General features: G+C 64.0%; 20 protein-coding genes. 8 read left to right on the top strand and 12 right to left on the bottom strand.

From position 1 onward, the window contains the following. Positions 1-34 precede the first annotated feature (34 nt). Genes AB7933_RS16510 through AB7933_RS16495 form a run of 4 tightly spaced genes read left to right on the top strand, consistent with a single transcriptional unit; the run spans position 35 to position 5,120 of the window. Positions 35-1,648 carry an ABC transporter substrate-binding protein gene (locus tag AB7933_RS16510; RefSeq protein WP_041160933.1) on the top strand — a complete coding sequence of 538 codons (1,614 nt, stop codon included), beginning with the start codon at positions 35-37 and terminating at the stop codon, positions 1,646-1,648. After that, entirely contained in the window at positions 1,645-2,595 is a 951-nt protein-coding gene (locus AB7933_RS16505; RefSeq protein ID WP_024075335.1) for an ABC transporter permease, read from the top strand. Before AB7933_RS16510 ends, AB7933_RS16505 begins: the two co-directional genes overlap by 4 nt. 3 nt (positions 2,596-2,598) lie before the next feature. Beyond that, positions 2,599-3,492 (top strand): ABC transporter permease, encoded by an 894-nt coding sequence (locus AB7933_RS16500; RefSeq protein WP_024075334.1) that lies wholly within the window; start codon positions 2,599-2,601, stop codon positions 3,490-3,492. Then, a complete protein-coding gene (locus AB7933_RS16495; protein WP_024075333.1) occupies positions 3,489-5,120 on the top strand; it encodes a dipeptide ABC transporter ATP-binding protein in 1,632 nt (543 codons plus the stop codon). Before AB7933_RS16500 ends, AB7933_RS16495 begins: the two co-directional genes overlap by 4 nt. Before the next feature lie 9 nt (positions 5,121-5,129). On the opposite strand, the gene AB7933_RS16490 is transcribed toward AB7933_RS16495, so the two are convergent. Further along, entirely contained in the window at positions 5,130-6,470 is a 1,341-nt protein-coding gene (locus tag AB7933_RS16490) for an ABC transporter substrate-binding protein (protein ID WP_024075332.1), read from the bottom strand. Between the two features lie 324 nt (positions 6,471-6,794). Here AB7933_RS16490 and AB7933_RS16485 point away from each other — a divergent pair, with 324 nt between their 5' ends. Further along, on the top strand, positions 6,795-7,313 hold the full coding sequence (locus AB7933_RS16485) for a sterol desaturase family protein (RefSeq protein WP_024075331.1): 519 nt from the start codon (positions 6,795-6,797) through the stop codon (positions 7,311-7,313). Between the two features lie 314 nt (positions 7,314-7,627). Here AB7933_RS16485 and AB7933_RS16480 read toward each other — a convergent pair whose 3' ends face one another. From AB7933_RS16480 to AB7933_RS16455, 6 genes are all read right to left on the bottom strand, one after another. Next, positions 7,628-8,767, bottom strand: a complete 1,140-nt coding sequence (locus AB7933_RS16480) for an NAD(P)/FAD-dependent oxidoreductase (protein ID WP_024075330.1) — start codon at positions 8,765-8,767, stop codon at positions 7,628-7,630. Continuing rightward, positions 8,760-10,382, bottom strand: coding sequence for a methionine--tRNA ligase (locus tag AB7933_RS16475; protein ID WP_024075329.1), 1,623 nt, complete (start codon positions 10,380-10,382; stop codon positions 8,760-8,762). Before AB7933_RS16475 ends, AB7933_RS16480 begins: the two co-directional genes overlap by 8 nt. Positions 10,383-10,386: 4 nt before the next feature. After that, complete coding sequence (locus AB7933_RS16470; protein WP_227496877.1) at positions 10,387-11,511, bottom strand: NAD(P)/FAD-dependent oxidoreductase; 1,125 nt, start codon at positions 11,509-11,511, stop codon at positions 10,387-10,389. Then, entirely contained in the window at positions 11,508-11,861 is a 354-nt protein-coding gene (locus AB7933_RS16465) for a cupin domain-containing protein (RefSeq protein WP_041160931.1), read from the bottom strand. The genes AB7933_RS16470 and AB7933_RS16465 overlap by 4 nt, the downstream gene beginning before the upstream one ends. A gap of 16 nt (positions 11,862-11,877) precedes the next feature. Continuing rightward, positions 11,878-13,218: a lysine N(6)-hydroxylase/L-ornithine N(5)-oxygenase family protein gene (locus AB7933_RS16460; protein WP_206379763.1), complete on the bottom strand. Its 1,341-nt coding sequence runs from the start codon at positions 13,216-13,218 to the stop codon at positions 11,878-11,880. Positions 13,219-13,314: 96 nt separating this feature from the next. Then, complete coding sequence (locus AB7933_RS16455; protein WP_024075326.1) at positions 13,315-14,688, bottom strand: MFS transporter; 1,374 nt, start codon at positions 14,686-14,688, stop codon at positions 13,315-13,317. 139 nt (positions 14,689-14,827) lie between these two features. Here AB7933_RS16455 and AB7933_RS16450 point away from each other — a divergent pair, with 139 nt between their 5' ends. Next, the gene (locus AB7933_RS16450) at positions 14,828-15,589 is read left to right on the top strand and encodes an ArsR/SmtB family transcription factor (protein WP_024075325.1); all 762 of its coding nucleotides are present in this window, start codon (positions 14,828-14,830) and stop codon (positions 15,587-15,589) included. Here AB7933_RS16450 and AB7933_RS16445 read toward each other — a convergent pair. The 5 genes from AB7933_RS16445 to AB7933_RS16425 all read right to left on the bottom strand — a co-directional run bounded on the left by AB7933_RS16445 (position 15,564) and on the right by AB7933_RS16425 (position 19,813). Then, the gene (locus AB7933_RS16445; RefSeq protein ID WP_024075324.1) at positions 15,564-16,229 is read right to left on the bottom strand and encodes a glutathione S-transferase family protein; all 666 of its coding nucleotides are present in this window, start codon (positions 16,227-16,229) and stop codon (positions 15,564-15,566) included. The genes AB7933_RS16450 and AB7933_RS16445 overlap by 26 nt on opposite strands. Next, entirely contained in the window at positions 16,226-17,695 is a 1,470-nt protein-coding gene (locus AB7933_RS16440; RefSeq protein ID WP_024075323.1) for an FAD/NAD(P)-binding protein, read from the bottom strand. Before AB7933_RS16440 ends, AB7933_RS16445 begins: the two co-directional genes overlap by 4 nt. Then, on the bottom strand, positions 17,692-18,126 hold the full coding sequence (locus AB7933_RS16435) for a nuclear transport factor 2 family protein (protein ID WP_024075322.1): 435 nt from the start codon (positions 18,124-18,126) through the stop codon (positions 17,692-17,694). The genes AB7933_RS16440 and AB7933_RS16435 overlap by 4 nt, the downstream gene beginning before the upstream one ends. A gap of 111 nt (positions 18,127-18,237) precedes the next feature. Next, entirely contained in the window at positions 18,238-18,780 is a 543-nt protein-coding gene (locus AB7933_RS16430; protein ID WP_024075321.1) for an ester cyclase, read from the bottom strand. Positions 18,781-18,808: 28 nt separating this feature from the next. Then, positions 18,809-19,813 (bottom strand): polysaccharide deacetylase family protein, encoded by a 1,005-nt coding sequence (locus AB7933_RS16425; protein WP_024075320.1) that lies wholly within the window; start codon positions 19,811-19,813, stop codon positions 18,809-18,811. 101 nt (positions 19,814-19,914) lie between these two features. On the opposite strand from AB7933_RS16425, the gene AB7933_RS16420 reads away from it, so the two are divergent. Next, positions 19,915-20,811 (top strand): LysR family transcriptional regulator, encoded by an 897-nt coding sequence (locus AB7933_RS16420; protein ID WP_024075319.1) that lies wholly within the window; start codon positions 19,915-19,917, stop codon positions 20,809-20,811. A 204-nt stretch (positions 20,812-21,015) separates the two neighbouring features. Beyond that, positions 21,016-22,257 (top strand): multidrug efflux RND transporter periplasmic adaptor subunit MexE, encoded by a 1,242-nt coding sequence (gene mexE / locus AB7933_RS16415; RefSeq protein WP_024075318.1) that lies wholly within the window; start codon positions 21,016-21,018, stop codon positions 22,255-22,257. Positions 22,258-22,266 lie beyond the last annotated feature (9 nt).

Below are 22,266 nucleotides of genomic sequence, written 5' to 3'. Positions count from 1 at the left end.
ACCTGAGGGCACTCCATTGAATACCTCCAACTTGATGAGCCGTCTGCTGGCCCCCTGCGCATTGGCGTTAAGCCTTGCCGCTTGCTCACCGTCGGGTAACGACACCCAGGCCGGCAAGACCCTCAACATCGCCTTTTTCGGCGACAACACCACCCTGGTCAGCGTCGATCCGTTCCAGGTCTACTGGCTTGAACACCGGGTGTTGCTGCGCAATGTCGCCGAGTCGCTGACCGACCAGGACCCGGAAACCGGCACGATCATTCCCTGGCTGGCCAAAAGCTGGGAAGTGAGCGACGACGCCCTCACCTACACCTTCCACCTGCGCGATAACGTCACCTTCAGCAACGGCGAGCGCTTCGATGCCCAGGCGGTCAAGACGGCCTTCGACAGCAACAAGGCGCTGGCCACCGAGTTGCCGGCCACCTTCGGCGCCACGTACCTGGCGGGGTTCGATCACGCCGAAGTGGTCGACGACTTCACCGTCAAGCTGGTGCTCGCCAAGCCGAATGCGGGCTTCCTGCAGGCCACATCCACCACCAACCTGTCGATCCTTGCCCCGGCCTCCTATGCGCTCAGCGCCAAGGAACGCTCGTTGGGCAAGATCATCGGCACCGGCCCGTTCATCCTGGCCAGCTATACCCCGGAAGTCGGCGCGCACCTGACCAAGCGCAAGGGTTACGCCTGGGCGTCGGCCAATATGAAGAACCAGGGCGAGGCCCACCTGGACGCGGTGGACATCAGCTATATCCCCGAGGAAAGCGTGCGCAACGGCCTGTTCCTGCAAGGCAAGGCCGACATCCTGTGGCCGCGCAACCCGTTCTCCGAGGTGGACCTGAAACTGTTCCAGTCCAGGGGCGCAACCATTCAAAGCCGCTCGCTGCCGGGCCCGGCGCTGAACCTGTACCCCAATACCCGTGGCGGGCGTGCCTTGGCCGACAAACAGGTGCGCCTGGCCGTACAGAAAGCCATCGACCGCAAGAGCTACGCAAGCACGGTGTACAACGCCGAGTTCCCGGTGGTGGACGGCATCTTCGATGTGACCACGCCCTACTTCAAGAGCCAGGGCGCCAAACTGGTCTACGACCCGGCCGCCGCCGAGCGCCTGCTGGATCAAGCCGGCTGGGCCAAGGGCGCGGACGGTTATCGGCAGAAAAACGGCAAGCGCCTGAGCCTGAGCTACAACATCAGCCCGGCAGAAACCGCCGGCGATGTGTTGATCCAGGATCAGCTGCGCAAGGTCGGCATCGAGCTCAAACTCAGCGTGGTCACCCGCGCCGAATGGGTCGCCAACAACACCGCCGGCAATTATGACCTGACCATCAACTATATGACCCGTGCTGATCCGATCATCCTGCAAACCATCCTCGATCCGCGCACCGCCAACAGCTCGACCCTGGCCACCAACCTCTATGAGCCGGCCGTGCTGGACACCGCCAAGGGCCTGTTCGATGCCGGCATCACCGCCACCCAGGGCGCACAACGCGCCACGGCCTATGGCGATTTGCAAGACCTGTTGATCGATGAGGGTTCGGCGTTCCCGGTGTATGAACGCGTGTGGCAGGCAGCGACCTCGCCACGGGTGAAACACTTTCGCTGGACCGCCGAGGGCTTCGCATTGCTGGGTGATATTGAGGTCGGTACGCCATGAGCCGTTACCTGATCGGCCGGATTGGCCAGGCGCTGCTGGTGCTCTGGGGCGCCTATAGCATCACCTATTTCATTTTGTACCTGCTGCCGGGCGACACCCTGTCCATCATGCTCAGCGCCTCGGGCATGGAGGCCGACGCGCTGTCGGTCGAAGACCTGGCCAAGGCCCGCGCTTATTACGGCCTCGACCAGGGCGTGTTCGAGCAGTATTTCAACCTGCTGCTCGGCGCGCTGCACGGTGACTTCGGCCAGTCGCTGTCGCTGAATCGACCGGTGGCCGAGCTGCTCGCCGAGCGATTGCCGCAGACCTTGTCCCTGGCCGGGCTGGCGATTGTGTTGTCGCTGCTCGGCGGTGTCGGCCTGGCCTACCTGACTGCGTACCTGCGCTGGCGGCCGTTAAAAATCGCGTTGACCCGGTTGCCGTCGCTGGGCTTTTCAGTGCCGGTGTTCTGGATGGGCCTGCTGCTGATCCAGGTATTCGCGTTCGGCCTCGGCTGGTTTCCCGCCACCGGCAGCCGTGGGGTTGAAAGCCTGGTGCTGCCGGCGATCACCCTGGCGATCCCCAGCGCGGCGGTGTACGCCCAGGTGTTGCAACGCAGTTTCCAAGGGGTGTGGCAGGAGCCCTACATCGTCACGGCCTATGCCAAGGGCTTGAGCCGTGGCCAGGTGCAGGCGCGTCACGGCTTTCGCAACGCGGCCCTGCCGATTCTCACCCTGATCGGGCTGCAAGTGGGCAATACGGTGTCCGGCGCGGTGCTGGTGGAAACCATCTTTGCCCGCTCCGGCATCGGCCGCCTGGCGCAGGAAGCGGTGCTGCGCCAGGACATTCCAGTGGTGCTGGCCATCGTTGCCGTCTCGGCGGCGGCATTTGTGCTGGTGAACCTGCTGGTCGACCTGCTCTATCCCTGGCTCGACCCGCGCATCTCCCATACGCCAAAGGTGTCCTAGACCATGACCACGATTGACCGGCGTCTTGCGCCAACCACCCTGGCTCCCCCCCTCTGGCGCCGTCGCAGCCGACTGCAACGCGCCGCCTCGGCGGTGCTGCCCCTGCTGCGCCGTGCCGGTTTCAGCCTGGCGCTGCTGGTGGTGCTGTTTGCCCTGGTCGCGGCGGTGTCGCCGTCATTGCTGAGCAGTTTCGATCCCTACGCCACCGCGCCAGCCGCCAAACTCAGCGCGCCCAGCCTGGGCCACTGGTTCGGCACCGATGAACTGGGGCGCGACCTCTACACCCGCGTGGTCTACGGCGCCAGCCTGTCGGTGCTGGCGGCGTTCCTCGCGGTTGGGATCGCCCTGGTCGGCGGGCTGGGGCTCGGCATCCTGTCCGGCTTTGCCGGCGGTCGCATCGATGCGGTGCTCATGCGTTTTATCGATGTCTTGCTGGCCCTGCCCGGCCTGCTGCTGGCCCTGGCGATCGTCACCGCTATCGGCTTCGGTACCGTGCCGGTGGCCATCGCCGTGGGCGTCGGCATCATTCCGGGGTTCGCCCGCACCACCCGCGCCGAAGTGCTGCGCGTCAAGACCCTGCCCTACGTCGAAGCCGCGCGCCTGGGCGGCGCCAGCTGGCGGCGCACCTTGCTGCGGCACATCCTGCCGAACGCGTGGGGCCCGGTGGCGGTGCTCGCCACCCTGGATTTCGGCGCCGCGATCCTGGCGACAGCGGGCTTGAGCTTTCTCGGTTTCGGTGCTGCGCCACCGGCAGCGGAATGGGGCACCTTGATCGCCAACGGTCGGCACTTCCTGATCACCGCTCCGTGGGTCTCGTTGCTGCCAGGCCTGTTCCTGGTGGCCGTGGTGTTCAGCCTCAACCATATCGCCCGCACCTTCGAGGAGATCCAGCGATGACCACCGATAACAACCTGTTGATCGATGTACGCCAACTCAGTGTCGGCTACCGCTCCGGCGGCCAGACCCTGTTGGCGGTACAACGCCTGTCATTGTCGATGGCCCAGGGCGAAACCGTCGCGATTGTCGGCGAGTCGGGCTCGGGCAAATCAACCCTGGCCAACGCGATTCTCGGCCTGCTGCCCGACCACGCGCAGATCAGTGCGGGTCAACTGTGGGTGGGCGGCAACGACCTATCCCATGCCAGCGAACGCCAGAAACGCTTGCAGCGTGGGCGCACCGTCGGGCTGGTGCCCCAGGACCCGATGGTCAGCCTCAACCCGACCCTGCGCATCGGCCAGCAAATCGCCGAGGCGCTGATCCTGGCCAAGGGCAAGCGCTACCCCGGCGTCGATGCCGATATTGTCGAGCTGCTGCAACAGGTGGGTATCGACAAGCCGGTCCTGCGGGCCCGCCAGTACCCCCATGAACTCTCCGGCGGCATGCGCCAGCGCGTGCTGATCGCCATCGCCCTGGCCGGCACCCCCCGCCTGATCATTGCCGACGAGCCGACCAGCGCCCTCGACGTCACCGTACAACGCAAGATTCTCGACCACCTGCAACGGCTGGTCAGTGAACGGGGCATTTCCCTGCTGATCATCACCCATGACCTGGGGGTGGCCATCGACCGCGCCGACCGCATCCTGGTGATGAAGCAAGGCGAAGTGGTCGAACAGGGCCCGCCCCGGCAGATACTGGCGAACCCGCGCCACGACTACACCCGCGCGCTGATCGCCGCCGCTCCCGCGTTCGCCAGGCGCCGAGAGCCACACGCCAGGTCCGATGCAACGCGAGCACCGATCCTGCGCCTGCACAACGTCGGCAAGACCTTCAGCCTGCCCAAGGTGAAGGGCGAAGACCCCACCTTCGTGGCCCTGCAAGACCTCAGCCTGCAGGTCTACCCCGGCCAGACCCTGGCTATCGTCGGCGAATCCGGCTCAGGCAAGAGCACCGCGTTGCGCATCGCCCTGGGCCTGGAGAAACCGACCCAGGGCCAGGTCTGGTTCGAGCAGCAAGACGTCACCACCCTGAGCTGGCGCGAGTTCCGCCCGCTGCGTCAACGCCTGCAACTGGTCCAGCAAAACCCGTTCGCCGCGCTCGACCCACGCTTCACGGTGTTTGACAGTATTGTCGAACCCCTGGTGTCGTTCGGAAGGCTCAAGGGGGCGGCGCTGGAACACGCGGCGCGCGAGCTGATCGGTCGCGTGCACCTGCCGGTCAGCTTCCTCGATCGCCTGCCGCGCGAGCTGTCCGGTGGCCAGTGCCAGCGTGTCGCGATCGCCCGTGCGCTGGCGTTGAAGCCGGACCTGTTGCTGCTCGACGAGCCGGTCAGCGCCCTCGATGTGTCGGTGCAGGCGCACATCCTCGACCTGCTCGAAGAGCTGCAGCGGGAAATGGGGATTGCCTATGTGCTGGTGTCCCACGACTTGTCGGTGGTGGCCAACTTTGCGCATGAGGTACTGGTGCTGCGCAATGGCAAGGTGGTCGAACAGGGGACGGTGGAACAGATTTTCAACCGGCCGGGCAGCGATTACACCCGTGAATTGATTGCCGCCATCCCTGGCAGCGTGGCGGCCTCCGCCGCCTGAGCCGGTGGCCTACTCGGCCGCGCAGTCACGCGGTGCGATGCCCTTTTCCTGGGCATACGCAGCGGATTTGGCTTCGATCAACGGACGCAAGGTGGCGCGGTCGGCCTGGACCCAGTCGGTCACCAACACCCACTTTTGCCCGTCCCACTGCTGCACCCGCGCCGCGCCGCCGCCCTCATGGTCGGCGCAGGACAGTTTCAACGGCGCCAGCAACCCTTCGAGCCCCAACGCTTTGATGCGCGCTGCGTCGATGTCCAGGTGCTCGAAGGCCCAGCGCGTTTCTTCGCCGTTCAACCCACGGTGGCCGAACTTGGCCTGGCCGGTGCGCAGGGCCTCGACCGCAATGGCCGCGTTGATCAGGCCGATGTTGTAGTAGACCTTGCCGAAGTAACTGGGGTCCTTGAGGTTGCTTTTGCCCGGATCAAGGATGAACTGCTTGAGCCTGCGGTGAATTTCAAAGGTGTCGCCACCCGGGAACGGCGCCAGTGCCTGGTAGCCTTTGGCAGCGGTGCCCGCGGGAATCACGTCGGCTTCGGAGCCGGCCCAGACATCCCCGATCAGGCGATCCACCGGGATGCCGAAACGTACGGCGGTCTTGATACCGACCGGTGTGGATACGCCCCAGGTACGCAGAAAGACCCAGTCCGGATTGATCTGGCGCACTTGCCGCCATTGGGTGGACTGTTCATTGCCAGGGTCGGCCACGGGGATCTGGATGTTCTCGAAGCCGTACTTTTCTGCGAGCAACTGCATGGCGGCCTGGGTTTCACGGCCATAGGCGGAGTCGTGGTAGACCGTCACGATCTTCTTGCCCTTGAGCTTGTCCAGCCCCCCCTCACGCTGGGCGATGTAGTTGATGCCCACCGACGCCTGGCCGTAGTAGTTGAGCAGCAACGGGAAGGCATAGGGGAACACGCGGCCATCGGTCGACTCGGTACGCCCGCCGGCGCCATCGATCAACGGGATATGGTCGACGGCGGCACGGTCCATCAGCGCATAGGACGCCGGCGTGCTATGGGTGAAGAAGAAGCCGGTGGGCGCGCCGTCCAGGCCGGCCTTGTAGCGCTCGTAGCATTCGATGATGCGATCGGTCTTCCACTCGGTCTCGCACTCCTGCCAGACCAGCTTGACGCCGTTCACACCGCCCTCGACCTCGTTGATGTAGCGAAAGTAGTCAATCTCCCCCGCCCACCACGGAATGCCGCTGGAGGCGTAGGCGCCGACCCGATAGGTCGCCAACGGGATGAACTGTTGATCATTGGCCGCCTGGGCCACGGCAGGCAACAGCCCGCCAAATGTGCCGATGGCCAGCAGGCCGGCGATTAACGTGCGCTTGAAGGGGATGTGCATGGGTGTGGTTTCTTATGAAAGGTGAGGGTTAACCCTCCCGTTGTCGGGTCAGTGCCAACCCACTGACAACACAAATCATGCCAAAGCATAAGCCTCGTAGATTCAACGGGTTACCCCCATTCGCGCGAAGCGTAGAGCCCGTGAAATCGCACAGTTTATTGAACCGGTGTTGCGCCACCAACAGCGCCTCGGCCGCTTTGCGCGGTGTGGATGGGAGGATTTATTTGCGGCCGCGCATTCAAACGGCACACACCTTCGGGTACATTCAGCGCCCCTACGGACAGCACGCCCGCCCCTTATCGGGCATTCAAGGACACCCTGCGCATGGCTGCATCAAACAAATGGCTGATGTCATCGGTCGCGTACTACCTCGACTTCTTTAGCGTTCCGCTGTTCGTGATCCTCGCACTTTACCTCGCACCGTTTGATCCCGGCCTGGCGCTTGCCGGATTGTTGGGATGGACGTTGGTGGAATATGGGGTACACCGTTTTCTGTTCCACTCGCTGTATCGCCACGAACATTGGACCCACCATGTCGATGTGCTCGCCTTTATCGGTGTATCCAGCTGGAAAACCAGTTCGGCGCTGGCGGTCCTGTTACTGCTGGCCTGGTATGGGCAACTGACCTCGGTATTCGTCGGTGCGGTGGTGGGCTATTTCTATTACATCTCGGTGCACTACGTGATGCACCGCCCCAACCATTGGGCTTATCGGTTCATTCCAGGGCTGATCGCCAATCACGATCTGCACCATCGCAAAGGTATCGAGAAGAACTTCGGGGTCTCTTCGCCGCTGTGGGATCATGTGTTTCGCACCTTCATTCGAAATGAAGCGCGCGGCTGAGCCCCCCGGTAGATAGGGCCGTTGTGGCTAGCGCTCGTGTTGTGGCCAGTGGGCTTGTTGTGGCGAGCGGGCTTGCCCCGCGTTGGGGCGCGAAGCGGCCCCATTCCAGGCGATGTGTTTTTAACTGACACACCGCGGGGCCTGGTTTTGGGGCTACTGCGCAGCCCAACGCGGGGCAAGCCCGCTCGCCACAGTTACAGTCCTTACATTCCTTACATTCCTTACATTCCTTACATTCCTTACAGTCCTTACAGTCCTTCGGCCTTGTCGAATCGTCGACACCGATTGACCGCCGGCTCGGACGTCAGGATCAACTAGGTTGACTGAACGCTCCCGAGAAATCGCTCTACCGCAAACACCCCCATCTGCGCCGGCATCTCGCCCTGCAATACCCACTGCGCAATCGCCTGCCCAAACAACGGCGCAAACTTGAAGCCATGCCCACATAACCCCGCCGCGACGAACAGCCCCGGCACCCGAGGGTCGGGGCCGACAATCGGGTTGCCATCCGGTGTGTTGTCGAAGAACGACACGCGGCGGCCGGTGGCCCGTGCGCCGGTCAGGCGCTTCAAGCGCAGGGCGGCGCGGTCGCGGTAGGCCAGCACGTTGGCGTCGCAGAAGCTGCGGTCGAAGCTATCCGGGTCGATCGCTACGCCTTCGGCGGCCATCAGCGAGCCGATGAAATAGCCGCCGGGCTGGTCCGGGCGCAGGTAGAAGCCCGCCTCCCGGTCGCAATAGCCTGGCATCGGCGAGTCAACGCCCTCCACCTGGACAATGCCGACGCTTTGCCGGGTGGCGTGGATCGGCAATGGCGCCTGGCAATCGTCAGCCAGGGTGGCAGCCCACGGCCCGGCGGCATTGACCACATGGGCGCAGGCGATAAAGCCGGTGTCGGTCTGCACGCCGATGGCGCGCCCGGCCTGGCGCACGATCCGTCGTGCCGCCCGCCCCTCGTCGATCACCGCGCCGAGGTCCCGTGCACCGGCTGCAAAACTGCGCGCGGTCAGGCGCGGATCGCAATAGCCCGCGTCGGGCTCGAACACCGCGCCCGCCAGGCCGTCGATAATCAGGTCAGGCACCTGCGCCTGCATTTGCTCGGCAGACAACCACTCAAGCGCCGCGCCCGTCGCGCGCAAATGCTCGACGTTGGCCTGGGTGGCCGCTTGTTCGCGGGCGGGAATACCGGTCAAGAACCCCGTGCGCTGGTAGCCGCAAGTGCCGGGATAGTGCTGCCGCCAATCGCGATAGGCCCGCACGCCCCGTGCCGCCAGTTGGCTAAGGGCGGGGTCGGCGTAATATTCGCGCACGATCCCCGGCGACGCGCCCGACGAGCCACTGGCAATCGCGCCTTTGTCCAGCAGCCGTACCGACGCGCCGGCGCGCGCCAGGTGCCAGGCGGCGCTGGTACCGGTGGTGCCGGCACCGATCACGATGACGTCAGCGTATTCATGCATCGCTGGATGCACCCGCCAGCACCACGCTGGCCGGCAAGCATGGCGCCAGCGCCAGCGGGGACAAGGCCGCAAAGCGCGGGCGCACCACGGTCTCCGGCCTCGGCAGCGAGGCGGCATACAGCGCCTGGACCACCGGCAAACCGTCATGGCCCAGGCGGTGCCACAGGTGCTCGGCCAGGCGCGGCATGATCGGCGCGGCCAGGTACGCCAGGCCCTTGAGCCACAAGTAAGCGTGCCCAGGCTGTGTCACGTCCAGGTCCGGCCGTTGCATCCACTGGTGCAACACCTCCCAGGCGTCGCGCACCGATACAGCGTCGAGCCGGAACGCCTGGCCCAGGCGCGCAACGGCCATTTCGAGGCCCGGCAACAAGTCTGGCTCGATGGACTGCAACCGGGCCTGATCGAGGCTGCCGAGGGCCAGGTCGACACGCCGGTCGAGGGCACCGGCCAGGTCCACATTGACCACCTCGACAAACTCCTCCACGGCGAAATTGGTTTCGCCCAGTTCGGGGCTTTCGCGGCAGAGGAAATAACGCACGCCATCGCTGGTGGCCGGGGTTTTTTCGACGATATCGGCGGCCCAGACCACATGCAGGCGGCTGGTGGAAAACTTCGCGCCTTGCAGGTTGTAGAAGTAGTTGGTCAGCACGTAGTCAAACGACTGGTGATCCTGCAGGGCATCCATCACCGCCACGCTGCCCGCCAGCAGCAACACCGCGTTATCGATACCAAAGCTGACCAGCGTGGTCACCTCGCTGCTGCGCAGCATGGCGTGGCCGTGCTCCGGGGAGTGCTCGCGGGCACGGTCGGCGCAGGTCAGTGCGTATTCCCAGCCGGACTCGAACAACACGCGTGGGTTGTCAAAACGATCCGGGCTCCAGGCCACGCCCCAGTCGCCGGGTGCAGTCAGCCGCACGCGGCCATTTTCGCGTTCCAAGAAGCGCGCGATCACCTCGATGATCGACGCCGGCGCACCGGACGCCGCCATGCGCCGCAGCAACTGGTCGGGGTGGGCCACTTTCAGGAACAAACTTTCGACCTCGACCCACTGCAACGGGCTGTCGCCCATGCGCGGCTGGGGATTGAGCATGGTTTCCGGGCGGAACAAGGCACCGCAGGCTTCACAGAAGTAGCCGCCAGCCCCGGCCTGGCAATACGGGCACTGCCCCACCAGCCACGCGCCGGCCATGTAGCGACGGGTATGCGGGCAATACAGCACACGTTCGACCACGGTTTCGGTCACGCCCAACGCCACCAGGCGCTCGACCGTGCGCCGGGCATTGTCTGCATGCTGCGCGGCGTACGGGCCTTGCACCAGGTCGAGGAAGTCATCGACCTCGACATCCAGCGCGCGCAGGTCGTTGGCGATCTGCCCGTGGTAGTCACGCACCACCTCTTCGGGCTCGCGCTGCTCCTGCACGCCTTTCCACAGGACGTAGGAGTCGAAGCCGTCTACCGCCGAGACCACATCGACACTGTGCCCCTGGGTGCGCAGGTAGCGCCCGAGCATGTCCATGCGCAAGTAAGGACCGGCAATGTGGCCCAGGTGCAACCTGCCGTTGGGCGTGGGAGGAATCGGCATCAGGAAGAATTTTTGCGCGGTGATAGCAGTCATCTTTTCAATCCATCGAGGCAGCGGAAAGTGTGGGTTCGGCGATGGCCGCCGTATCGGGCCGATGAGCCACGATCAAATCGAGGGCCTCGCGGGCAATGCCGGGTGCCAGGCGGAAACCCGCACCACTGCCGGCACCGGCAAATACCAGGTGGTGCACCGGGTCGAAGCTCACCCGCGATTCGCCGCTGGGGCTGTAGCTGTCGCAGAACACCCGGCCGCCGCGACACCGCGCCACCAACGCCGGCAGGTAGTGCGCCAGCGTGCGGTTGGCGACGTCCCGGTCGTGGGGAGTGATTTCCAGCGCGTGCTTGCGCGGCGCCACATCCCATTCATCACAACGAAAGCTGAACAGCCATTGGTTGCGGGCGGCCAGTGGCATCAGGTACGCATCGGATTGCGGCAGGAACAACGCCGCGGCATTCGCCGGCGGTACGCCATCGATATGCAAGGCCACCACCTTCTTGACCCGTAGCCCGTGCTCGGTAGCGAGTGCGCCAAACGGCGACTCGCTGACCCATGGCCCGGTGGCAACCAGGGTGCGTCGGGCGCGCACGCTGGCGCCATCGGCCAGGGTGATACGCGAACCGCTGCCCTGCGCATCGATACGCTGCACACCCACGCCCTCGATGCAACGCACCTGGGCGCTGGCCAGGCTCTGGCTGATCAGCAACCGCGCCACCCAAGGCGGCTCGTAGCTTTCGGCGGTGCCGCCGCGCAACAGGCACTCGCCCGTGCCCACCGTGAGCGGCGCACCCAGGCGTTCACCGAGGTCGGCGGCCGACAGGTCGGCGGGCTCGACCGTGGCCTCGACCACGGCCTGCTGAATCTCGGGCGTCAGGCTGCGATCCGCCAGCCAGTACACCGGCGCCTGGCTGGTGCGGATGCCCAGCCGATCACGCAGCGCGCGGTACAGCCCGGCACTCTCCCCGGCCAGGCGCCGTTCGCGTGCCGAGCGCCCGGTGGCCAGCAGCACCCCCGCCGAGTGCGAGGTCGCCCCATCGCCGATGCGGTAGCGGTCGATCAACAGAATCCGCCAGTGCGGGTAACGCTGTACCGCGTGGTGCAAGGCCCAGGCGCCGATAATGCCGCCGCCGACAATCACCAGGTCGAAATCCTGCTGCATGCTCATGCCCACCACACCGAAAACACCTGGACCTGCGCGGTGCCGGCGTTGCGCGCTAAATGTGGGCGCCAGGGGGCAAAATACAAACTGTCGCCATTTTTTACCGCGTGCCAGGTACCGTCGTAGAACACGTTGAGGTCGCCGCCGCTGATAAACCAGATCTCGTTGACTGCGTGCCTGTCTTCATCCGTTGCGCAGTCGGGATCGATGGTGAAACGCGAGGACTGGATCGGGGCGTTGACCAATTTGCCGGAAAAGTGGTGCAGGTACAGGTGCACGCCTTGCAGCGCCACCGGTTCCTCGGTTTCGCGAATGACCGGGGCGTTGCCGTTGGGCGGTAGTGTGATGGGCTCCATGGCCGGGCTCCTGGGTCTAGTTGGCGAGGGCGGTCAGGCGATCGAAACGCGCGTCGCTGACCTCGTCGAAGGCAGCGCTGGGGCCCCATTGGACGAACGCGTCGGGTTCGTCCAGGTCGTACAGGGCTTGCCCGCTGACGCTGTTGAGGATGTTTGCGCAGCGCCAGGGAATCAGGCCCAGGTTCGGGTCGGCGATGCCTTTCTGGCTGCGCGCGGCGTTTTGCACGTAGATGGCCGACCCCTGCGGGCCGTCCCACTGCACGGAGTAGTCCTGGTTGAACACGTATTCGCCGTTGCGCCGGGTGATGCGTGGCTCGATCGCCCCCAGGCATTCCGGCATCTGGTAGGCGTACCCGGTGCACAGCACCGCCATGTCGGCACTCAGCTCTTCCTGCACATGGCTGTGCCCATGCACCAGCGACAGGCTCCAGTGATGGGGACGCTGCTGGACTGCGGTCAACTCGCGGCCCGGCAACAGGCGGACTTTGCAAGGGTGATGCAGCACGTGCTTGAGCTCGTACAGGCGGCGGTAAATCGATTGCAACAACGATTGGGAGATGCCGTCGCTCGCCAGTTTCTGTTCGACCAGCAGCGACTGGCGCACGGCCTCGGGTTGGGCAAAGAAGTGGTCGCTGTATTGCGGGGTATACAGCTCGTTGGTAAAGGGCGATTCATCCAGCGGCGAGAAATTCCAGCGCCGCGACACCCAGGTCACGCTGGCCGGTAGCGCGCTGGTGTCGGACAGCAGGTGCTGAATGATCTCGGCGCCGGTCTGGCCGCCGCCGATCACCACCACACGCTTGTCTTTCAGGCTGCGCTTGCGGGTCATGTACTGGGAGGAATGAAACAGCGTGTCGCCCAGGTGTGGGCGCGCGAATGCCGGGATCGAAGGCTGTTGCCCGGTGCCCAGCACCAGGTTGCGCGCCGGCTGGACCCAGGTATCGCCCTTGAGCAGGAACAGCCCGTTCTCGAACTCCACCGAGCGCACTTCGCTGTTGAAATGCAGGTTGGGCAGTTGGGTACAGGCCCAGCGGTAGTACTGGTTGAATTCGCGGCGCAGCACTTGATCGAAATTGGCGTTGATAAAGCTCAACAACTGTTTTTGCTTGGCCAGGTAGGCGAGGAACGACAGTGGATTGGACGGGTCCACCAGGCTGACCAGGTCCTTGAGGTAGTGCACCTGCAACATGGCGTCGGGCACCATCATCCCCGCATGCCATTGAAATTCGCTGCTGCGCTCGAAAAACGTCGCGGTAAGGCCGGGTTTGGGCTGGGCCAGCGCCGCCAGGCTCAAATTAGCCGGGCCAATGCCGATTCCCGCTATATCTACAACGGCTGCCGCAGAGAGCACATTCATGATCATTATCCCTAGTGATGATGTTTTTCAGGTGCAGCGGCGCCTCGCGGCATTCACGAAGGCGTGCTGGGCAATGGTTTTACAAATGCAAACGCATCAGTTTTTCACGGGGTGCGCAGCTGGCACCTTGAGCACCAGGGCGGACAGCATCATGGCCAGCAATGACAAGCCGATCGCAACGCTGACAGCGAGGTAGATGGCATCGCTACGCGGTTGGATCGAGGTCAGCAGGGCCCCGAAGATCGCCACGCCAAAGGCTGAACCACTTTGTCGACTGGCATTGAGCGTGCCTGCGGCCACCCCGGCCTTGGCACGATCAACCACACTCATGAGCACGGAGGTGGCGGCCGGCGTAATGATCCCCGCACCGAACCCCACCGCCGGGTAACACAGCGCGATGCGCCAGTACGGCGCATCGACGGCCAACGCGAACAGGCCGATAAACCCCAGGGTGTACAGGCCGAACCCCGCACACAGCACGGCGCGGGCGCCATAGGCCCGGGTCAACCGGCCGCAGGTGAAGCTGCCGAGGGTGACCATGGCGGTCAATGGCAGGAACGCCAGGCCCGTCTCCAACGGTGACCAGCCCCGGTCGGTCTGGAAGTACAGGCTGAGCAGGAAAAACAACCCGTAGAACACCAGGGCCGAGACCAGCGACAGGAACGTTGCCCCGGAAAACACCGGGTTACGGAAGTAATGCAGCGGCAGCATCGGGTCCTTGTGCCGGCTCTCGGTCACCAGGAACGCGCACCAGGCGATACACGCGACAAACACCCCGACGTAGACCCACTCGGAATTCCACCCCAGTTTGGCCCCTTCGATCAGCACGGCCACCGAGGTCGCCAGCGCAATAATGGCGGTGATTTGCCCCGTGACATCCAAGTGGCGGTTGGGCGCCAGGGGCGCTGAAGATGGGATGCGCGACGTCAGCCAAACGCCGACCAGGGCAATCGGCACGTTGATCAGGAAAATACTGCGCCAGCCGAACAGTTCGATCAGCACCCCACCCACCAAGGGGCCGGCCGCCATGGCAATACCACCGCAGCCTGCCCACACGCCGATGGCACTGGCACGCTGGTGGGTCTGTGGGTAGGCGCTGTTGATCAGCATCAAGGAGCATGGCACCAGCAGCGCGGCCCCTACCCCTTGCAGGACGCGTGCGCCCACCAGTTCAGGCAGATCGTTGGCCAGCCCGCATAAGCCCGAGGCCAGCGCAAACAGGCCGAGGCCGACGGCGTAGATTTTCTTTGCTCCGTAGCGGTCGCCGAGCAAGCCGCCCGTCAGCAGCAGGCTGGCAAAAGTCAGGGTGTAAGCGTTGATCACCCATTGCAGGCCGGTGATATCCGAGCCGAACGTCTGGGAGATGGACTCCAGTGCCACGTTGACGATGGAGGTATCCAGAATGACGACCACATAGCTGAGGCTGGTGGCGATCAGTACCTGTCGTTGGTAGCGCGTGTTGAGTTCCATAACCCCGTCTTTCCTATCCATAATGGCGCTTTGACTATAAGCAGCTTTTCAATTGAAACGCTTCGGGCTGTGTCGAAGTGTTAGTGTTTATGTCATCCTGAAACCCGACATCACCTGGCAAAGCGCGGAGTTCAATGGAATGACCCAGCCCAAAATTTCATCCATCGCCTACCTGATCGCCGAGCCTGTACGCGCCGTGATCCTCATCACCCTGGCCGATGGCAGTTCCATGTCCGCCAGTGCCCTGGCCGATGCTGCTGGGGTGACACCGCAGACAGCCAGTTCACACCTGGCGAAGTTGCTCGATGGCGGTTTGCTCACGGTCGAGACCAAGGGCCGCAACCGCTTCTATCAGTTGGCCGGCCCTGATGTATCCCATGTATTGGAAAGCCTGGCGGCGGTGTCGCCGCAGACCAGTACCTGGCGCAGCCTGCCCAACCGTGCCGCCCATGAGCTGCGCTTTGCCCGTTGCTGCTACGATCACCTGGCCGGCCAGGTCGGCGTTGCGGTGACCCAGGGCATGCTCGACCGTGGCTACATCCTCGATCGCAACGAACGCGAATATGTGCTGACGCTGCGCGGCATTGAATGGCTGCAATCGCTTAACCCGGACAGTGGCGAGCCGTGCTTCCAGGACCACGTCCAGGCCCGTCGCTGCCTGGACTGGACCGAACGCGAGCACCACATCGCCGGCCCGCTTGGGGCCCATCTGCTGGAGACCTTTTGCCAGCTGGGCTGGCTAAGGCGAACCACCGGCACGCGCGCGGTGCACGTCACCGGCGCCGGCTGGCGCGCGTTCAAAATGCATTTGGGGATTGAACACTTGCGGCATCTGGAGGCGCCCTTGCATGCGATGGCGCCGGCCCGCAAAAGGCTTATGCCGGCTCCCGCCGCGGGCTGAACAGCCCTTCGATTTCGCGGATCCTGCGCTCCTGGGCAACCCCGCTCTGCTGCCAGGCGGCAATCGCGTTGATCCGCTCATACCAGGCCGCCACATGGGGGTACTCCAGGAACGGCGCCTGGGTACGCGGGATATGGCTCAAGGGCGCCGCCAGGTCGATGTCGGCCAGGGTCAGCCCATCGCCAACCATAAACCGTCGGGTACTCAGGTGCCCCTCGAGCACGGCGGTGTAGCGGTGGATGGCGTGCAGGGCTTCCGCAACCAGGGTCGGGTTTTCGGCATGCCCTTTCAGGCGCTCCATGAAACGCTGTTCGATCAGCACCGTGGGCCCGCGGCGAAAATGCTCGGCGGCCCAGAACATCCACTTGAGGGTTTCGTACTTGGCCTTGCCCGAGGGCAACAATGACGAACCGGCCTGTTCCGCCAGGTAAATCATGATGGCCGACGCCTCGAACAGCACCACGTCGCCGTCGACAAAGGTCGGGATCGTGCCGTTCGGGTTGAGCGCCAGGTACTCCGGCGTACGGTTCTGACCGCTGAACAGGTCGAGAAACACGAATTCCACGTCCAGCCCCAGGTAAGCGGCCGTGGTCAGCACACGCCGGGTATTGCTCGAACCTCTGTCGCCATACACTTTCATGCCACTGCCTCGGTTGCCTGTTCGTCCATTAATGAAAAGTGCTCGCCGAGCATCACCACCACCTCGCCCGCCTGACGCACCGATTGGTACACCGAATTGACCATCGGCGCCGCCAGGTAGGAGGCCACGCCCAGCAGCCAGATGTTTTCCGGCGCCCCAGCGCCCGGCAAGCTGACCTGCAATTGCGCTGACACCTCGGGGGGCGTGCAGGGCGTGGCGGGCGTCACGTGCAGCGCCAGGCCGTCCGGCGTGGCATGGAACGGTTGCTTGTGGAACCCGGTGGCGCAGACCACGGCATCGACCACCTCGACACGGCCATGGCGGTCGCGGGCCTGCCATTTGCCCTGCCGCTCCAGCGTCGTCGGCAGTTGGGGCGCCAATTGCAGCTGCCCTTGGTCGATCAGGCGCAACAGGGTGGTCGCGGTCTGCAACGGCACCGCGAACAGGTAGCGCCCAACCGCTTCCCAGCAGTTTTGCAGCGCCGCCAGCCTGACTGCCGGCGGCGCGGCGCGCAGCTTGATGTCGGCCAGGTCCATGCACTGCACCAGCAGGTTTTGCCAGTCTGTCGCGCCCCCCTCGGCCAGGGCGATTTCACCGCGCAGGCGCTGGACAGGCTCGGCACTGCGATCGATCTGCGCGCGCAACGAGCGGCCACTGATGGCCTTGGCCGAACGCGCGACGATGCGCAGCAAATGCCAGTACAACTTGGGGCTTTCCAGGTCCAGTCGGGCAAACCGCGCTTCATCCAGGCTCGCCGTGCACCGTCGGGGAGTGCCCGTGCGCACGCCCGGCAAACGCCCGGACGGCGAAGCCATCAGCACCTGGTGCCCCGCGCCGCACAACAGCAGCACGCTATCGATGGCCGACAACCGACTGCCCAGCACCAATACCCGTGAAGGCCGGGTCAGGCTCGCCAACCACGACCGGGTCGGGTACGGCGTCGCGAAAATCCCCGGTGCGCCCAGATGCGGGGTCACCAGCGGCGGCACAAACGGCGCCGCGCTGCCGGTGCATACCAGCACCGCCGAGGCTGAACGCTGGCTGCCATCCTCCAGTTCCAAGCGGTATTCACCGTGGGCGACCGGCTTGATATGGCGCACCGCCGCACGCACCACCCGGTGCTCGATGCCCCGGGCCTCGGCCAGGTCGCGATACTCGGCATACCGCTGTTTGAGGTAGCCCGACACCCAGGCCCGCGGCACAAACGCCTGTTCACCGGCATCGATGCCTTGGGCCCGCAGGTAGTGCTGGAAGTCATGCATGTCGTCGTCCAGCACCGACATGGTCTGCACCGAGGTATTGCACAACAGCGCGTCCTGGGAGGCCGTGAAGGCGATTGAATCCGCCAGCCCTTCGGGATCGATGATCTCGATGCAACCCGCCACGCCCGTGCGCACCAGCTTGATAAAGGCCGCAACGCCGGTGACTGAGCCACCAATGATGGCGACCGTCGCCCGCCGCGTCACAACGTATGCGCCTTGGCCAGGACAGGCGCCAGCAACCGCACGCCGTACCAGCCCCAATACACGCGGTGATAGGTGATCAGACCGTTTTCGATCTCCATCATTTCCATCAGGTCGACCTGTTCGCCTTTGGGCGTCTTGCGCGGGTACTCCCAGGTCAGGTTGCGACCATTGATGAACGCTTTGTCGCTGCGATACCACTCGGCCAAGTCACTGGGGAACTTGCGCTTGCTGTCTTCCATGAACCGCTGGATCACGTCGCGCCCCACCAGTACCCCGCTGCCGTGGTCGGGGTAGATCGCCAGCACCAGGGGTGTCTCGAACACCGCGTGTTCTGCGTACAGCGCTGCAGTGGCCGCGAGGTCGCCCGCACAGACGGTGGTGTGCCAAGCTTCATAAATACCCAACAGGCCAGGATCGATAGACGAAGTCATGGAGTTTCCTCAGGGGGCAACACTGCAATAATAGAAGCCCCAACTATAGGGAATTGCCACCCCAGGATGCTTCGACCTGGCCCGAAGTGTCTGCCCTGCCCCTCTCAGGCGTCAGAACGCGCCCAGCTGTTTCATCACGCTCAGGTTGTCTTCGATGTGCCAGTTGGCGGCGATCTTGCCGTTTTCGATCTGGTAGATATCGGTGGCGATAAAATCCACCGGTTGCCCGGCCCCCTTGATCTGGCCGAATGTACCGGTGAAATGCCCGCGAAAATGCAGGTGCACCACCACCCGGTCACCGGCAAGGATCATCTGTTCGACCTCGCAACGCAGGTCCGGCACCGCACCGCGAAAGGTCCGCGACGCCAGCAACGCGCCCTGCGGGCCGGGTTGGCGACCGGGCGGCGGGGTTTTGTCGACGAAATCATCGGCCAGGGCTTGCAGCGCCAGGCGTTCGTCACCGGTATTCCAGAAGGTGTCATAGCGCAGGGCGGCGGTTTCCATGCTGGCCCGCTGTGCGGCCGACAGGCTGTTGTCGATCACCCGCACGCCCGGCTTCACCAGCTCGGGGGTTGCCGCCATGGCCGCGCTGCAAAACGACGAGGCCAGGAGCGTAGTGACAATGCCAAAGCGCGATATCGCTGAGTGTTTCATGCTGCAGTTTCCTTGTGTGGGGGACGGTTCAAATCGTCTCGCCTTCCCTGACGCTGAGGGGACTCTTGAGGGTGTATTGCGCGATCGCGTCCTTGCGCATGAAGGCGACGCCGGGGTGGCTGTTGGCGTAGCGCAGGAACTCATCCCAGACCCTGACCATTTGCGGCGTACCGCTGATGCGGTCGTGGGCACTGATCGACATCATGCGGCGCCGGCTGCCGGCCTCTTCGTACAGCTGGTCGAAATCCAGCTTCACCTGTTCCAGGAACTGCGACGGTGAGTAGTTGCGGCCTTCGATCAGGACAATGTCGTTGTTGCGCAAGGTGTACGGCACCACCACAAAGTCCTTGCCGTTGACCTGTTCGATAAACGGCTCGTCACGGCTCACATCATCGATGTGATAGACGTAGCCCAGCTCTTGCAGCAACGACAAGGTATTGGGGCCGCGGCGCAACCAATTGCAGTTGTAGCCGCTGACCGGTTGGCCGGTGACGTCTTGCAGCATGCGGGCGGCCTGGCGCAGGAACGTGCGTTCTTCATCACGGCTCATGGCAAATTGCGAACTCCAGCGCGGGCCATGGCCGGAGGCTTCATGGCCGCGCGCGACGATCTCGCGGGCCAATTCAGGGTGGCGCTTTACCGCGTCCCCGATCATGTGGCTGGTGACCTTGACGCCATGCCGGTCCCAGAGGTCGAGCAGCCTGGGAATACCTTCGCGGTAGCCGTAGGCGAACCAGGTATTGGTGGCCGGGTCGGCGGGCACGTTGTCGGGAAAATCCACAGGGGGAAACGGGCTGTCGGTGCCCTTGAGCGGTTGCCCGCCGGCTTCGAATTGCATCGACACCGACACCACCAGTCGCGTATTGCCCGGCCAGAAGCCGCCCTTGGCCTGGCGTACGCTTGCCGCTGGGGCAGCGTCCGTTGTTGCCGTGGCCGCGTTGGCCGTGCCGAGCAACGATCCGGCGGTTAGTACCGCGGCACCGGCGCCCGCCTGGGCCAGGAAAGTACGCCGTTGCAGGTTCACGTATGACATGAGCGTCACTCCGTTGGATAAACACGGATGCAACCCTAAGCCTTTAGGTTTATTTTGATAATTGAGCGCAAATCAAAAATCACTTTCGGAAAAACCGAATAATGCTACTGAAGAACCTTGAGCTGTTTTTGCTGATTGTCGAGAAAGGCGGGTTATCCGCGGCCGGCCGGGAACTGGGTTTATCCCCGGCCTCCGTGTCGGAACGGCTGGCGCAGTTGGAGAGTTTCTACGGTGCCAGCCTGCTCAACCGCACCACCCGCGCGATCAACCTCACGGATGAAGGCCGCCTGCTGGTCGATGGCGCCCGGCGCCTGCTGGCGGAGGCGGATGAGTTGCACAGCAGCATTCGCCTGGGCACCCAGAGGATTTCCGGGCCGATCCGCCTCAGCGCCCCGGAAGACCTGGGCCGCCAATACATTGAGCCGATCCTTGCGCAGTTTATGCAGGAGTACCCGCAGGTCAGCATCGACCTGAACCTCAGCGACGGCTACGTCGACCCCGTCAGCCAGGGAATCGATTTCGCCGTGCGCTTCGGCGCGTTGGCCGACAGCACGCTGCATGCGCGGCTGATCGGTGAAAACCGACGTGTCGTGTGTGCGTCACCGCTGTACCTGGCCCGGCATGGCACCCCGCGACACCCCGAGGACTTGACCCGACATGAATGCCTGGTCATGCGCTTCGGTATCAATATCGCGCGGGAATGGACCTTCAAGCTGCACGGCAAGACACACCGCATCCTGGTGAGTGGCCGCCGCGTGGCGAATGACGGCGCGCTGGTCCGGCAATGGTGCCTGGCCGGCCATGGCCTGTGCTTGAAATCGGTGTGGGATGTGCGCGCCGACCTCGATGCCGGGCGCTTGGTCGAAGTACTCAAGGACTACGACCTGGGTGGCACCGCACTGAACATCGTCTACCCGCCCTCGCGGGTCCAGCCCCGGCGCGTGCGCCTGCTGATAGAGCGGATCGCCGCGCAGTTGACGGCTGAGGGCACACCGTAAGCCTGGATAAGTTCCTTGCAGCCTGCGCAACACACCTTTGCTATCAATCACATTGATAGCTGCCTAATGAAACCTGCATGCTAGAGGGCTGACAACGCGCTTATATCATTCCGAATGATAGTTACCTTTGCTTCATTCGATTCGTGACATACCGCCTCGCCGCGCATGATCCGCCCATCTCAAATACATTGGCGGATGCACCTCATGGAACAGTCACTCAAACACTTACGCTTTCCCTTGGCGATTTTGGCCGTGGTAGTGATGAGCGCGTGCGGCAAGGCCCCGGAACAAGCGGCCGCCATGCCTGCTGCGAAAGTCAGCGTGGCCAAGGTACTCGAACAACCGGTCAACGAGTGGGACGAGTTCACCGGTCGCCTGGAAGCGCCTGAGACCGTACAGATTCGTCCACGGGTTTCTGGCCAGATTGACCAAGTCGCTTTCACCGAAGGCGCTTTGGTCAAGAAAGGCGACCTGCTGTTCCAGATCGACCCGCGTCCATTCCAGGCCGAAGTGCGCCGCCTCGAAGCCCAACTGGCGCAAACCAAAGCCGCTGCCACCCGCAGCGATAACGAAGCCCAACGCGGCGAGCGCCTGCGCCAGAGCAATGCGATCTCCGCCGAACTGGCCGACTCGCGCACCACCGCCGCCCAGGAAGCCCGCGCGGCTGTCGCCGGGATCCAGGCGCAGTTGGACCTGGCCAAGCTGAACCTGAGCTTTACCCGCGTCACCTCGCCGATCAGCGGCCGCGTCAGCCGTGCCGAAATCACCGCCGGCAACCTGGTGACCGCCGATGTCACCACGCTGACCAGCGTGGTCTCCACCGACAAGGTCTACGCCTACTTCGACGCCGATGAGCGCGTGTACCTCAAGTACACCGAGCTGGCTCGCCAGGGCCGTCGCGGGGCGACCACCCCGGTGTACCTGGGCCTGTCGAATGAAACCGGCAACCCGCACCTGGGCCAGATGAACTTTGTCGACAACCAGGTCAACCCGGCCACCGGCACCATCCGTGGCCGCGCCGTGTTCGATAACAGCAAAGGCGAATACACCCCTGGCCTGTACGCACGCCTGAAACTGGTCGGCAGCGGCACCTACTCCGCCGTACTGATCAACGACGAGGCCGTGGGTACCGACCTGGGCAAGAAGTTCGTGCTGGTGATGGAAGGCGACAAGCCGGCTTATCGCGCGGTGGAGCTGGGGCCGAAGATCGAAGGCTTGCGTATTGTGCGCAGCGGCCTGAACAAGGACGACACCATTATCGTCAAGGGCCTGCAACGCGCGCGCCCCGGCTCGCCGGTCGCCCCGGAAACCATTCCGATGGCCAGCAAGGAAACCCTCGCCGCCTTGGCCCAACAACGACAAGCGCTTGAAGCCAGCAACCTGGAACAAGTGGCGCCGGACAAAACCGCGCCCAAACTTGCCAGCGCTGCGACTCCACGCGGTTAAGGGATACGA

The sequence above is a fragment of the Pseudomonas gorinensis genome, assembly GCF_042015035.1.
Classification (GTDB): Bacteria; Pseudomonadota; Gammaproteobacteria; order Pseudomonadales; family Pseudomonadaceae; genus Aquipseudomonas; species Aquipseudomonas gorinensis.
The sequence above is the reverse complement of the archived record's forward strand: the minus strand, read 5'-3'. Positions and strand labels throughout refer to the sequence as shown.

Coding starts and splice junctions, on each gene's coding strand:
- AB7933_RS16510 (WP_041160933.1), top strand. CDS start 35: ATGAGCCGTCTGCTGGCCCCCTGCGCATTGGCGTTAAGCCTTGCCGCT.
- AB7933_RS16505 (WP_024075335.1), top strand. CDS start 1,645: ATGAGCCGTTACCTGATCGGCCGGATTGGCCAGGCGCTGCTGGTGCTC.
- AB7933_RS16500 (WP_024075334.1), top strand. CDS start 2,599: ATGACCACGATTGACCGGCGTCTTGCGCCAACCACCCTGGCTCCCCCC.
- AB7933_RS16495 (WP_024075333.1), top strand. CDS start 3,489: ATGACCACCGATAACAACCTGTTGATCGATGTACGCCAACTCAGTGTC.
- AB7933_RS16490 (WP_024075332.1), bottom strand. CDS start 6,470: ATGCACATCCCCTTCAAGCGCACGTTAATCGCCGGCCTGCTGGCCATC.
- AB7933_RS16485 (WP_024075331.1), top strand. CDS start 6,795: ATGGCTGCATCAAACAAATGGCTGATGTCATCGGTCGCGTACTACCTC.
- AB7933_RS16480 (WP_024075330.1), bottom strand. CDS start 8,767: ATGCATGAATACGCTGACGTCATCGTGATCGGTGCCGGCACCACCGGT.
- AB7933_RS16475 (WP_024075329.1), bottom strand. CDS start 10,382: ATGACTGCTATCACCGCGCAAAAATTCTTCCTGATGCCGATTCCTCCC.
- AB7933_RS16470 (WP_227496877.1), bottom strand. CDS start 11,511: ATGAGCATGCAGCAGGATTTCGACCTGGTGATTGTCGGCGGCGGCATT.
- AB7933_RS16465 (WP_041160931.1), bottom strand. CDS start 11,861: ATGGAGCCCATCACACTACCGCCCAACGGCAACGCCCCGGTCATTCGC.
- AB7933_RS16460 (WP_206379763.1), bottom strand. CDS start 13,218: ATGAATGTGCTCTCTGCGGCAGCCGTTGTAGATATAGCGGGAATCGGC.
- AB7933_RS16455 (WP_024075326.1), bottom strand. CDS start 14,688: ATGGAACTCAACACGCGCTACCAACGACAGGTACTGATCGCCACCAGC.
- AB7933_RS16450 (WP_024075325.1), top strand. CDS start 14,828: ATGACCCAGCCCAAAATTTCATCCATCGCCTACCTGATCGCCGAGCCT.
- AB7933_RS16445 (WP_024075324.1), bottom strand. CDS start 16,229: ATGAAAGTGTATGGCGACAGAGGTTCGAGCAATACCCGGCGTGTGCTG.
- AB7933_RS16435 (WP_024075322.1), bottom strand. CDS start 18,126: ATGACTTCGTCTATCGATCCTGGCCTGTTGGGTATTTATGAAGCTTGG.
- AB7933_RS16430 (WP_024075321.1), bottom strand. CDS start 18,780: ATGAAACACTCAGCGATATCGCGCTTTGGCATTGTCACTACGCTCCTG.
- AB7933_RS16425 (WP_024075320.1), bottom strand. CDS start 19,813: ATGTCATACGTGAACCTGCAACGGCGTACTTTCCTGGCCCAGGCGGGC.
- AB7933_RS16420 (WP_024075319.1), top strand. CDS start 19,915: ATGCTACTGAAGAACCTTGAGCTGTTTTTGCTGATTGTCGAGAAAGGC.
- mexE (WP_024075318.1), top strand. CDS start 21,016: ATGGAACAGTCACTCAAACACTTACGCTTTCCCTTGGCGATTTTGGCC.